Source organism: Lactococcus sp., assembly GCF_036648155.1.
GTDB classification, from domain to species: Bacteria; Bacillota; Bacilli; order Lactobacillales; family Streptococcaceae; genus Lactococcus; species Lactococcus cremoris.
Window position 1 is genome coordinate 14,284 of the sequence record NZ_JAVXIY010000002.1, and the last position, 12,691, is coordinate 26,974.

The 12,691-nt window shown below is 35.3% G+C and carries 12 protein-coding genes; all 12 read right to left on the reverse strand.

Annotated features, from left to right (window positions below; translation table 11 throughout):
* Window positions 1–103 precede the first annotated feature (103 nt).
* Window positions 104–1,003: a DMT family transporter gene (locus RSC39_RS01925; RefSeq protein ID WP_011675866.1), complete on the reverse strand. Its 900-nt coding sequence runs from the start codon at window positions 1,001–1,003 to the stop codon at window positions 104–106.
* Between the two features lie 184 nt (window positions 1,004–1,187).
* Window positions 1,188–2,465: a citrate:cation symporter gene (locus RSC39_RS01930; protein WP_332534705.1), complete on the reverse strand. Its 1,278-nt coding sequence runs from the start codon at window positions 2,463–2,465 to the stop codon at window positions 1,188–1,190.
* 14 nt (window positions 2,466–2,479) lie between these two features.
* The gene (locus RSC39_RS01935; protein WP_332534707.1) at window positions 2,480–4,102 is read right to left on the reverse strand and encodes a malolactic enzyme; all 1,623 of its coding nucleotides are present in this window, start codon (window positions 4,100–4,102) and stop codon (window positions 2,480–2,482) included.
* A 414-nt stretch (window positions 4,103–4,516) separates the two neighbouring features.
* Window positions 4,517–6,067 (reverse strand): ABC-F type ribosomal protection protein, encoded by a 1,551-nt coding sequence (gene abc-f, locus RSC39_RS01940; RefSeq protein WP_332534709.1) that lies wholly within the window; start codon window positions 6,065–6,067, stop codon window positions 4,517–4,519.
* Window positions 6,068–6,177: 110 nt separating this feature from the next.
* Window positions 6,178–6,339 carry a hypothetical protein gene (locus RSC39_RS01945; protein WP_011675863.1) on the reverse strand — a complete coding sequence of 54 codons (162 nt, stop codon included), beginning with the start codon at window positions 6,337–6,339 and terminating at the stop codon, window positions 6,178–6,180.
* A gap of 272 nt (window positions 6,340–6,611) precedes the next feature.
* Window positions 6,612–7,373, reverse strand: coding sequence for a (S)-acetoin forming diacetyl reductase (locus tag RSC39_RS01950; protein ID WP_332534711.1), 762 nt, complete (start codon window positions 7,371–7,373; stop codon window positions 6,612–6,614).
* A gap of 34 nt (window positions 7,374–7,407) precedes the next feature.
* Window positions 7,408–8,478 (reverse strand): 2,3-butanediol dehydrogenase, encoded by a 1,071-nt coding sequence (locus tag RSC39_RS01955; protein WP_332534713.1) that lies wholly within the window; start codon window positions 8,476–8,478, stop codon window positions 7,408–7,410.
* A 226-nt stretch (window positions 8,479–8,704) separates the two neighbouring features.
* Entirely contained in the window at window positions 8,705–9,949 is a 1,245-nt protein-coding gene (locus tag RSC39_RS01960) for an FtsW/RodA/SpoVE family cell cycle protein (RefSeq protein ID WP_011835464.1), read from the reverse strand.
* A 211-nt stretch (window positions 9,950–10,160) separates the two neighbouring features.
* Window positions 10,161–10,766: a TVP38/TMEM64 family protein gene (locus tag RSC39_RS01965; RefSeq protein WP_332534715.1), complete on the reverse strand. Its 606-nt coding sequence runs from the start codon at window positions 10,764–10,766 to the stop codon at window positions 10,161–10,163.
* Complete coding sequence (locus RSC39_RS01970; protein WP_332534717.1) at window positions 10,759–11,193, reverse strand: CvfD/Ygs/GSP13 family RNA-binding post-transcriptional regulator; 435 nt, start codon at window positions 11,191–11,193, stop codon at window positions 10,759–10,761. Before RSC39_RS01970 ends, RSC39_RS01965 begins: the two co-directional genes overlap by 8 nt.
* A gap of 1 nt (window position 11,194) precedes the next feature.
* Window positions 11,195–11,785: a peptidylprolyl isomerase gene (locus RSC39_RS01975; RefSeq protein WP_021037027.1), complete on the reverse strand. Its 591-nt coding sequence runs from the start codon at window positions 11,783–11,785 to the stop codon at window positions 11,195–11,197.
* Between the two features lie 99 nt (window positions 11,786–11,884).
* Window positions 11,885–12,691: a Cof-type HAD-IIB family hydrolase gene (locus RSC39_RS01980; RefSeq protein ID WP_332534720.1), complete on the reverse strand. Its 807-nt coding sequence runs from the start codon at window positions 12,689–12,691 to the stop codon at window positions 11,885–11,887.

Consider the following 12,691-nt stretch of genomic DNA (forward strand, 5'->3'; position numbering starts at 1 on the left):
TTATTTTTGAAGTTAAATGCTATCTTTGAATTTATTATATCATAGAATATTCTGAAAAAAGTCAAAATCTTGTATATAAGAAAAAGAAACCTACTGGTTTCTTTTAAGCTTGTTCTGATTTTGATAAAAGAATAACTGAAACAATAACCATAACAATCCCCACCATTTCTAGTAGTGTTAATTTTAAGCCAAATAAGGGAATACTTAAAAAGACAGAGGTTAGTGGTTCAGTGGCCGTTGCAACCGAAACAACAAGAGGTGATATTAGCTGGAATGCTCTTAAAAGCAACAAAAAAGCCAATGCTGTTCCCACAATAGAAATCGTCAAAACGTAAAAAATTGAGAGGGGTTCAATTCGGAAATTAATCCGCCAAACTGGATAAAAGATATTGCAAGCAATTCCCGCAAGCATCATTCCCCATCCAGTCATATTTAGCGCCCCATACTTATCCAATAAAGGACGTGGAATGATAGAATAAATTACGACCGCAACACCCGCAAGAAGGCCTGTCACAAGGGCAAGTGGACTAATTGAAAGATGTTTGATATTTCCATTAGTAATCAATAAAAAAACACCTATCATTGCTAAAATGACAAATAAGACCGATTTAGGTTTTGGCACTTGTCTTTGGAAAATGAATAAATAAAGCATAATAAAAACGGGTGCTGTATATTGTAAAATTGTCGCCGTGGCACTGTTAGACAATTGAATGGCAACATAATAAAAATACTGAACAGAGAAAACTCCACCAAAAACATACAAAAAAAGCGTTGGCATGTTCTTTTTTGATTTCCAGACATCAAAAAAACGCTTATGGTCTCGCGAATAAGACATAGCCAGTAAAATAATACCAGCAATCGTTAAACGTGTTGATGTAATCCAAAGTGGGCTACCATGATAGTCACGGAAAAAAAGCTGACCAAAAATGCCAGAAATTCCCCACATACAACCGGCAACAACTGCATAGAGCGTGCCTTTAAAAATTTGTTTTTTTACATTCATTTTTATATTATAGCATATATCAAGCGGGTTTCACGGGGTTCAATCATCATTATATTTTTATATATTACATTGTTAACCCTAAAGGAGTTTCAAGCAAAACTAAGTTAAATACAAACTAAATATTATGGTGAAAATATATAAAAAAAACATTTTAAATAAAATGTTTTTTTAGGTTATGGTTATTTTAATAAAAGAATCGTATAAGAATTCCACCTAATATGAGGACAATTGCACCACAGAGTCTATTAGCCATCTGAGCAAAAGCAATCATTTCCATTCGATCTGAAGCAGACAAGACAGCAATGTTACCTGTCCCCCCCATAGAATTATTGATCATCCCTGCACCAATGGCAGTTTCGACCGGATAAAGTCCAAAGAGACGAGCCAAGAACCAACTAGCAAGTCCCATTACAACGACACTAGTCAAACATAGTACTACAAATTGCCATGTAAATGCTGAAGCAAGAGTATTCAAGTCAATCAAAGCAAGACCAATCCCTGCCAAAACAGCATGAGTAAGGTTTGTCATAATCACTTGGTTAAACATTACAACAGATTCTTCTAAATCTTTAGGAACAGTATTTGTAGCTTTTAAGATAAATACAATAATAATCATAAATGCATATTGATGAATATTAGGGAAGAATTTATTCAAGATGTCACCAGCCATCAGAAGGGCAAAGGCAAAGAGCATTCCTGTTCCGATTTGTTGAGCATCTAATTTTATTTTAGGTTTAGCTAATTCTTCTTTAGTTGCTGCAACAAGGGTACCATGTCCGTTATATTTAGATTTGTTGAATACTTTAGCGATAGATAAGGCACCAATAATCGCAAGGATGTTACCAAAAGTAACTGCTGGAGCAAGTTGAGAGAAGATAGCTGCCTGATTTCCATGAGCCAAACCAGCCGCATAGATTTGAGAAAGCGGAGTAATTCCGGCTCCCATACCACCTGACATCATTGGCATAGAAACATACATTACAGAATCTGCAAAACCATTACCAATGAGCATTCCTACGAGACCTACTGAGAAAAAGCCAATAACCATTGTGATTAACGCAATTGGAATAAATTTTTTCGAAGCTTTAACTAATAGATTTCTGTTCATGCCTAAAATAGATCCACAAATAAGTGCAGCTATATAGAAATCAAGAAAACCAAATTTTCCACCCATAAAATTTGAAACTGCTCCAATAACATTAGATGGAACAATATGGAAGAAAGATAATAAAGTGGCACCAATTAATGTGAAAACAGAGCCCCCACCTAAGTATGAATTCATAATAGGTAGTTTTTCTCCTATGAAGTATAATAGGTGACCTAATGTTACAAGTAGGAGAGTCAATCCTACCATATCAAGTGGAAGTTTTCCCAATAGTGTTACGACTATGATGACAGCTACGAAAAAGGCATACAAGGGAAGACTAATTCCCGATATTTTCGTTTCTTTAAGTTTTTTCATTTAAGATATTCCCCTTAGTACTCTGGATACCATTTAAGATCACGAACCGCTTTAGGCATATCAGTTTCTTTAGATTCAGTAAGACCTTGTTCTTGTGCTTTCTTAGCAACTGCTTCTGCAACTTTAATTGATACATCGGCAACAAATTCAAAAGGAGGAAGAACAGGAGCTCCTGGTTTACCTGGGTCTACTAAACCGCTCAATGAGTGTGCAGCAGCTCCGATCATTTCATCTGTCAAAAGTTTTGCTTCAGATGCCAACATTCCTAAGCCCAAACCTGGGTAGATAAGTGAGTTGTTTGCTTGACCGATTTGATAATCAACACCTTTGTAGTTGATTGTTCCTGAAGGAACACCAGTAGCGACAAATGCTTTCCCATCAGACCACTCAATAACTTGTTCAGCAGTAGCTTCCATTTTTTTAGTTGGATTTGAGATAGGGAAGATTACTGGGCGCTCTGTATTAGCACACATCGCTTCAACAACTTCTTTTGTAAAGGCACCTGGATTAGTTGAAGTTCCTACTAAAATAGTTGGTTTTACTGTCTTAACAATATTAAGAAGATCAGTCATATCTCCAGCATCTTTATAATCAGCACGTTTTTTAGCAAATGGTTTTTGAGCTGGTGTAAGGTCATCCATATCATCAAAAAGTAGACCTTGTTGATCAATCATGAAGAAATGTTTGTAAGCTTCTTCTTCAGAAAGACCTTCACTAACCATTTCTGCATGAACACGACCAGCAATACCTGCACCGGCTGAACCACCACCATAGCAAAGGTATACTTGGTCAGTTAATTTTTCACCTGTAATGTCAAGTGATCCAAAAATACCACCTAAAACAACAATACCAGTTCCTTGAATGTCATCATTGAATGTAGGGATTTTTGTTTTGTAGTTATTTAAAATTGTGGCAGCATTTGAACGACCGAAATCTTCCCAGTGAAGGTACAATTTAGGGAAAATTGATTCTGCAGTTTCTACAAATTGATCAACGAAACTGTAGTATTGGTCACCGTAAATACGTTCTTGGTGATTTCCAAGATACAAATGATCTTCCAAAAGTTCTTTTCTATTTGTTCCTGCATCAATAACAACTGGAAGTACAGACGCTGGATCAATACCTGCTGCAGCTGTATAAATCATTAATTTACCAACTGAGATATCAACACCTTGAGTTCCCCAGTCTCCGATACCAAGGATTCCTTCAGCATCAGTTACAACAATAAGGCGAATATCTCTATCACCCGCTGCATTTTTCAATGTTTCAGTAATGTTTTCAGGGTGGTTAATATCAAGATAAGCAGCATATTGTGGATCTACAAATAAATGACTGTAGTTTTCAATTGTATCAGCAATTGTTGGATCATAAACAACTGGATTAAATTCTACAATATGTTTATTAAATAAGTAGTAAAACAAAGTACGGTTTGTATTGAAAATTTCCATCAAAAAATGACGTTTTTCTAAATCAGATGGTTTTGTCAAATATTGTTCGTAAGTTTGTTCAGCTTGTTCCTCAATTGTTTGAACAGTTGGTGGAAGAAGACCAATCAACCCCAATTCTTGACGTTCTTTCATAGTAAAAGCTGTTCCTTTATTTAAAAAAGGATTGTTTAAAATTTCATGTGCACGCATCGTACAACCTCCATAAAAATTATAATTAATGTTATTACTTTATTACTATAAACTTCTTTTATCGTTATAGTCAAATACCCAAGTGTTGATAAATTTCATTTATAACAAACCAATAATGTAACTGACTACATAAAAAGTTCTATGAAAAAATATTTGATTTCTAGTCAAAGTTTTTAGTAATACTCAGCTTATAATCGTTAAACTATGATTTCCTCCTAACCGCTTTATCATCAGGTTTTATGGGCATCAAACGGAAGTTAACTAACAATTTTTGTCAAGCAAATTTTTGTCTATCTGAAGTACCTATTTTTTAAATTAAAGAAAAATCGTCCTATTTTTTAAATTACCATTTCCTATTATATGATAGTATTCTAAAAAAGTAGAGTAAAATCACTCTACTTTTGTTTTTTAAAATTAGGTATCTTTTAGATTAATAATTTGATTAGAAACTTTTTCAACAAAGGCTTGGTCATGTTCAACTAAAAGCGTTGTCGGCTGACTATTTTCCAGAAGTTGGACAATCTGTTCATGATTAAAAACATCAAGATAATTAAGAGGTTCATCCCAAAGATAAAGCTCTGCTTCTTGCGACAAACTGCGAGCTAATTCAACTTTTTTCTGTTGTCCTTGACTCATTGTTTCTATTTTTTGCGTAAACTGCTTACGCTCCATGCCTAGCTTTCTGAGGTTGGAAAGAAATAATTCATAATCCAATTGATTTTCGGTAGCAAAATCTTTTAGATAGCCACGATTATCATAAATCTGACGAACAAATGATATTTTTATTCCTTGCGGAAGTTGAACAAATCCGTTGTACTCTCCAGAAAAATTTCCAGATAAATATTTGATAATACTTGATTTCCCTTGACCGTTTGGTCCGACAATTGCTGCAATTTCTCCTACTTTCAAGGAAAAATCAATTGGTTGAAATAGTATTTTTTTGTCAAACGCCAAGGAAAATTTTTCAAACTGTATCAGCCTTCTATGGTGTGAGGGTTGAAAATCCATGACTAGGGGGTCAGTTTTTTCGATATTTTTGAGTAATTTCTCTTTATTCTCAACTTCCTGTCCCATTCGTTTTTCAATTGCTTTTGCTCGTTGATTTTGTTTCTTGGCAACTTTTTTATCCACAAAAGTTGCACCAGCAACATTTTCACGTTGATTGGACCAATCTCGTTTTTCCAACGAAGTCCTTTTCAGCCTTGAAATATCTTTACGTAATCTTTCATCTTCAGCAAGTTCAAAATCATCACGCAGTTTTTTTTCTTGCTCATAAGTTGAATAATTTCCTTGATAGAGAATAACTTGTTGACGTTCAATCGCCAAAGTATGGTCACAAACCTCATCAAGAAAATTTCGGTCGTGTGAAACAACAATGAATCCTGATTTTTTATTAAGATACTGAGCAACGACTTTTCGACTAGCCATATCCAAATGATTGGTTGGCTCATCAATCAAAGGAAAATTCGTTTCGTCCAAAAATAAGATTGCCAATAGACATTTTGTTTGCTCTCCACCAGATAAACTTTCAAAAGGACGCCATAATACCTCTAAATCAACTTTTAAAAGAGATAATTCACGTTCTAATTCCCATTGTTCAAATTCGGCCAATTCATTTAAGAGATAAAAGGTTAATTGTGACTTTCTGTCAGTAATATTTACTGACAGACTTTCTACAAAATCCCCCTTAAGTGTCTCTTGATTCCTTGATTCAGATGATATTTTTTCATCATTTAAATCTTCTTCTGTCAGTAGTTGTGGAAAGTAAACAAAATTTTTATCAGTAATAATCGAGCCATCAGTAATTATTTTCCCCTCTAATAGCTTTAAAAGTGTTGATTTCCCGCGGCCATTTCGTCCAACTAATCCTAATTTCCAGCGGTCATCAATATTTATTTGGGCATGGTCAAAAATTAGGTTTTCTCCATAACCAAAAGTTAAATCTTTAAATTCAATATTTGACATTTAATTCTCCTCTCATCTGTGAGAATTAAGAAATTGAATTTGAGGAGAAATGTCTCAGTAAAACAGATATTTATTTGTATTGCTGAGAATTTCTCTTATTTCTCTGAATCTCAAATTCCCGCTTTTCGTGGAGCATTAATTTTTGCTCCATGCTGATTTTGCTTGGTTGCTTTTACGGCTGTCAGTCCATTTGTATTTTTTTCAGCAAATTGCGGTTTATTTTTCTTAATTTGTTCTAGTCTAGCTTGCATTTCTTTTTGTTTTTGATTCATTTTTTCTCCTTTTATATAAAAAGCTCTTCTCACAACTTAGGTGAAAAGAGCTTTAAAAGACACAAATTCTGGCAAAACGCCCAAATTTGAAGCATAATAAAAGCCTATTTTCTCTAAGTTGTGAACGCAACAAAAACACTCGATTTGACGAATATTTTTTAAAGTTCCAAACTTAGATTTTCAATAGACCTTACCTCGTTCATTTATTTAAGATAATTATAACATAAAACAAAAAGAACTGTCAAGATATAAACTTGACAGTTCTTTTTTGATTAATGAAATTGCATTCCACCATCAACAATAATTGTTTGACCCGTAATATAATTAGAATCAGGACCAGCAAGGAAAGAAACCACGTTGGCCACGTCCTCAGGCTCAGATAAACGTTTCATCGCAATATCTTTGGCAAAAGTTTGCATGCCCCATTCGTCATCTTTACCTGCATTTTTCCCCACTTGATGTGCAATATCAAACATCATTGGTGTTTTAACAATCCCTGGTGCATAGGCATTAACTGTAATTCCTTCTTCTGCTAGATCGCGAGCGGCAATTTGTGTCATTCCACGAACAGCGAATTTTGAAGAAGAATAAAGCATTAGGTTAGGATTCCCAACAACACCTGCTTGCGAAGTTGCATTAATAATCTTACCACCATGACCTAATTTACGGAAAAGTGCTGTGGCTGTCTGTGTTCCCCACAAAACTCCACCAACATTAATATTATAAACTTGATGAAATTGTTCAGGAGTAATTGTTTCAATCGGAGTGGTTGGGGCGATTCCTGCATTATTTACTACTACATTCAAATCACCAAATTTTTCAACAACAGCTTCTAAAGCGGCAACTACTTGGTCACGGTCAGAAACATCTGCTTTAAGAGCAAATGATTCGCCTCCAAGTTCCTTAGCTGCTTGTTGAGCTGTTTCTTCATTGTAATCAATGATTGCGACTTTAAACCCATCATTATATAAACGTTTTGCGATAGCAAAGCCAATTCCTTGACCTGCCCCAGTAACTGCTGCAACTTTAGACATCTTTATTTCTCCTTTAAATGAGTGAAATTTATATTTATAGACCTTTTCCAGTTGGTGAAACTAAAATCTTAACTGCTGTTTCATTGTGATGAATCAAAGTATCAAAACCTTTATCAATCAGGTCATCTAAGCCAATTTTACCTGTAATAAATTGATTCAATTTAATCTTACCAGTTGCAACTAAATCAATTGTTTTAGGATGAGTATTATTATAAGCAATAGTCCCTAAAAGATTAGCTTCTTTAATGACTAATTTTGCCATGTCAACACTAGCTGGTTTACCCCAAATTGCAACGATAACAACTGTTCCACCCATGCGAATAGAATCTAAACACGCATCAAATCCTGGTTGAACAGAAGTACATTCAAAAGCTGCATCGACTCCTTTTTCATTAATTTGATGAACTTTTGCCTGAATATCATCTTCAATTGGATTAAAGAAATAATCAGCAACTTCTGCTTCTTGAGCTTTTTTACGACGCAAACCACTAGGCTCACTAATAATTACTGTATGCCCTTGAGCTTTGGCAACTGCAGCTGTCAAAAGTCCGATTGGACCAGCTCCAACAACGAGTACCGTACTCTTTTCACTCAAATTAGCACGTTCAACAGCATGATATCCCACAGAAAGTGGTTCAATTAGTGCTGCTTCATCTAATGGTAAATCGTCAGGAATTTTATGTACCCAACGTTCATCAACTGAAATTTTTTCAGCCAGACCGCCGCCATTTCCGCCCAAACCAATAAAGTTTGATCCTTCTGAGAGATTGTAATGTCCAGTTTCACTTGTATCAGTACCTTCGGGAACGATATAAGGTTCAACAACGACATGGTCACCTACTTTGAGCCCACTTACCCCTTGACCTACAAAGTTTACAATACCAGACATTTCGTGTCCGAGAGTAACTGGTGGAACTTCACCTGTAATAGGATTGGGATGTTCTGCTGATGGACAAAAAATTGGTCCATCTAAAAATTCGTGCAGATCTGTACCACAGATTCCACACCAAGCCACATCTATACCTACTTGACCAGCTTTTACTGCTGGTTCATTAATTTCTTCAACGCGAATATCTCCGCGATCATAAAAACGTGCTGCGCGCATAAAAGCGCCTCCTCTGAATAGGATGGTTGTCGTTTCAGGCAATCAATAGTATTTAATTTTGAGATTTCTCTCACAAATTTATTTTATCATTTATTTTAAAAATTTACAAAAAATTAAAGCGTTTTCCACCTTGCTATATATGACTTATAGACATATTTAAGGTAATAAAAAAACTACTAACATTTCTGCTAGTAATCTTCATTTTTTATAAAAAGCTAAGAATTTTTTAAGTTCTATTTCTACGACGATTTTTACGACTATCTCCCTTGACTGGAATCTGTCTTTGTTCTCTGACGAATTCTGGGAGTTGATTATATTTCATCGATAGAACAAGTCCTAATCCAATGATATTGGACATCAAAGCCGAACCCCCTTGGGAAATAAATGGTAGAGGGATACCCGTTAATGGAACAACCCCAATAGCAGCTCCAATATTTTCAAAGACGTGGAAAAGAATCATCATGATAATACCGGTTGAAATATAAGTATAGAACTGATTATTTGAGTTAAAAGTCACTCGAATCATTCGATAAATCAACATGAAGTAAAGGAAAATCAAGAATGCTGAACCAACAAATCCGAAATCCTCAGCAATAACTGTAAAAATCATATCTGATTCACGGACAGGAACATTAACATTGGCAACGCCAATTCCTTTACCCCAAAGTCCTCCCACTCCGACAGAAATCAAAGAACGTGCTTGTTGAAGACTGAAGGTTTGCGAATACTCAAAGGGATGTAACCAAGCAATAAAACGATTGACTTGATATTTTGCAAAACTTGTACTTTCAAGAAACTTCTGTCCTTCTGGAGAAGCAACTAAAGCCACAATCCCACCTGCGACTGCTGCTACAAAAAGAAAAGCTGGCGCCAGTATTTTCCAAGAAACTCCAGATACTAAGACAATCCCAGCAAAGATTGCCGCAAATACCAAGAAAGTCCCAAAGTCCTTTTGAAATACTGACAAGATTGCGACAGGAATTGTTTCAAGAATCAAAAGTCCAATTAAGCGAAAATCGTCTTTGAGGACTCTCTTTTTCAAATTGTTTTGGAAAGTTACTACAATTCGGGCTGAAAATAGAATGTAGGAAAGCTTCATAAACTCTGAGGGCTGAAATAAATTCCGTCCACCAAAAGCAAGCCAGTTTTTTGCACCTGTTGAGGCATAAGTCGCTCTATCATAGAAGAATATCGGCAAAATCATCAAAATCAGACCTAAAAGATAGAAAAATGGGGTTAAATTCCATAAAAATCTTGAATCCATGTGCATGACTATTAAGGCAACGAAAAGCCCAACGATTACCCAGGTTCCTTGTTGAACTACCAGAGTTGTGGCTTGTGCCGGATGATCGTGACTTACTGCCACATAAAGTGCGTAAAGACCAATTAAAATTAACATAAAGGCTGGTAATATCAGCCCATAATCAATTCTTGAATCAAATGTAAATCTATTTACTTTCTTTTTGTTCAAAACTAGCTCCAGTCAGTTTAATATTGTTTTAGCCTTAAAAAATTTATTTCAAAAAATCACAAATCCCTTTTAATCTGCTAAAACAACTTTATTATTGAGGTGACTTCTCTTTTAAAATCATAAATCCATTCTATTATACAATTTTTTCGAATGATTTGGGCGTTCTTTATCAAAATTTCGACAAAAAAACGCTGAAAACACTTTCAGCATTTTATAAAAAGTGCCCAAGAACATCTCCTCCAAAAATAAGAAGATATGAATAGAGAAGAATTGGTAATGGTTTACATAATAAGATAATCCAAGTGAAGAATTTCCAACTCATTTTTGTTTGACTAGCAATCAAAACTAGAGCGTCGTCTGGGGCAATCGGTGATAAAATAAGGAGCGCAAATACGATATTAAAGCGCTTTTGTCCTTTATCTAACCAAGCCATGTATTTATTATATGTTTTTTCTTTGACGAAAGTCTTAGCTAGCGAGGAGCCATATTTTTTCCCAAAGTGGAAAAGCAAAAACGAACCCGCAACAATTCCAAAGTAATTATAAATAAATCCCCAAACGGGCCCAAAAATCATGACACCGGCGGCCATTGTGATTCCGCCAGGTATGATTGGGACGATTACTTGTAAAACTTGCATACAAAGGAAAATCAGCGGCCCCAAAAAACGGTGGGCGACAATCAATTGTTGCAAGACGGCTTGATTTTGAAAAGCACCCAGTCGCCACAGATAAACTCCGCCGACAATTGTAGCCACAAAACCTAAGATGGTAATGACATTAAAAACTCGTTTGACATATCTTAATACGTTATCATTCAAAGAAAATCCTCACTTTGGGCATTTTTTTTGCTTTAAGATAGGCCTCATTTTCTTCAATCCAACTAGGTAGAGAGTGAGCAAGGGTTTTAAAGCCAATCTTGTCTCGTGAATCAGTAAAATGTTTTTTTCGGTAGATATGATGAACTTGTGGATTTTTTTCAAGACTTCGGATTGACAAGCTAATTTTGCTATTGTATTCATCAATATCGATGATTTGGGCCATTATTTTTTGCCCAATTTTAGCAATATCATGGATGCTCTTGACATATCCGGATTGAATTTCAGAAATATGAATCAAACCTTTTTGTTCAATTTTCTCATTGGTTTCTGGATTTTGCAGGAAAAACTTTACAAATGCACCATAATCCTGCATTCCAATGATTTCAACTTCAACAATATCTCCGATTTTAGGACTTTTTTTATCCATTTTATGGCTCGATAATCTCAACTGATTCAATGACAACATCGTCAACTGGTTTATCTTGTGCACCCACACGTACAGCTGCGATTTTATCAAGGACTTTGTAGCTTTCTTCATCAACTAATTGACCAAAAACAGTATGTCGACCGTCAAGATGCGGAGTTCCACCATCAGTATATGTTTCTGCTACTTCTTCAGGCCACCCCCCTTGAATAAGAGAGTCCTTTGGATAAGGCAAGTTTTTATTTTGAACGATGAAAAATTGACTACCGTTCGTATTAGGACCGGCATTTGCCATTGACAAAGCCCCACGAAGGTTAAAGAGATCCATTGAGAACTCATCCTCAAATTTTTCACCGTAAATTGAAGAACCACCCATCCCAGTTCCTGTTGGATCTCCTCCTTGAATCATAAAATCTTTGATGATTCGGTGGAAAATCACACCATCATAATAGCCTTCTTTACTGAGCTCAATAAAGTTTTTTACTGTTTTAGGAGCAAGACTATCAAATAATTTGACAGTCATTTTACCATGATTGGTATTAATAATTGCTGTGGTACCTTTGTAGTTTTCAAGATCAAGTTGTGGGTAAGTCATCATTTTTTAGTCGGCATTTCTATTTAAAAAATGCCTTCCTTTCTTCATAGTTTAAGTTACTGACGGATCTGTCAGTTTTATTTTTTCCTGACAGATTTGTCAATCAATAATTTTTAAGGCTTGCAGCGCTTTTAAGATTCCATCATTTTCGACCGAATCCGTAATATAATCAGCTTTTTCCAAAATTTCTGGATGAGAAACTTTCATCGCAACTGACAAGCCAGCAAAATCAAAAAGTTCACGGTCATTGAGTCCGTCACCAAAATTCAACATATTTTCAGCTTTCAAACCAAGTTCTTGCAAAACTTGCTGACAGCCAATTGCTTTTGAGCCTCCAGTCAGTACAATATCTGAGCTATTTGGATGCCAACGTACAAGCCGAATTTTGTCAGCTAAGTTTTCTGGTAATTTCAGCTGATCATCATGAACCGAAATGGTCAGCATTTGATAAATTTCTTCCGTTTGATAATAATCAGGATTTTCTTTCAGTTCAGCATAAACTGGACTAATGGCATCACTTGCAATTTTATCCCATTTTGAAACGCGTAAGCTGTCAGCTGACACAAATGAATATTCACTTTGTTCAGCTTTTAACCAAGCAATGATTTCCTCTATTAATTCCTTGGAAAAAGTATTTTTATATAAAACTTTTTGAGTACGTGCATTTTCAACATAAGCGCCATTAATGGCGACATAATAATCAGGTTTCAAGGCACGAACTTCTGGAACAACGCCAAAAAGATTTCTTCCCGTTGCAATTCCGGTCATGATTCCTTTTTCATGAAGTTTTTTAAATACTTCATTGATTGATTCAGGCATAAATCCTGAATTTTTGACCCTCAAAGTATCATCAATATCAAAAAAAATGATTTTTATTTTTTGGGCTTTTTCTAATATTTTTTCCAT

Excerpts from the sequence above, each read along its gene's own strand:
- RSC39_RS01925 (WP_011675866.1), bottom strand. The coding sequence starts at position 1,003 with ATGAATGTAAAAAAACAAATTTTTAAAGGCACGCTCTATGCAGTTGTT.
- RSC39_RS01930 (WP_332534705.1), bottom strand. The coding sequence starts at position 2,465 with ATGAAAAAACTTAAAGAAACGAAAATATCGGGAATTAGTCTTCCCTTG.
- RSC39_RS01935 (WP_332534707.1), bottom strand. The coding sequence starts at position 4,102 with ATGCGTGCACATGAAATTTTAAACAATCCTTTTTTAAATAAAGGAACA.
- abc-f (WP_332534709.1), bottom strand. The coding sequence starts at position 6,067 with ATGTCAAATATTGAATTTAAAGATTTAACTTTTGGTTATGGAGAAAAC.
- RSC39_RS01945 (WP_011675863.1), bottom strand. The coding sequence starts at position 6,339 with ATGAATCAAAAACAAAAAGAAATGCAAGCTAGACTAGAACAAATTAAG.
- RSC39_RS01950 (WP_332534711.1), bottom strand. The coding sequence starts at position 7,373 with ATGTCTAAAGTTGCAGCAGTTACTGGGGCAGGTCAAGGAATTGGCTTT.
- RSC39_RS01955 (WP_332534713.1), bottom strand. The coding sequence starts at position 8,478 with ATGCGCGCAGCACGTTTTTATGATCGCGGAGATATTCGCGTTGAAGAA.
- RSC39_RS01970 (WP_332534717.1), bottom strand. The coding sequence starts at position 11,193 with ATGGATAAAAAAAGTCCTAAAATCGGAGATATTGTTGAAGTTGAAATC.
- RSC39_RS01975 (WP_021037027.1), bottom strand. The coding sequence starts at position 11,785 with ATGACTTACCCACAACTTGATCTTGAAAACTACAAAGGTACCACAGCA.
- RSC39_RS01980 (WP_332534720.1), bottom strand. The coding sequence starts at position 12,691 with ATGGAAAAAATATTAGAAAAAGCCCAAAAAATAAAAATCATTTTTTTT.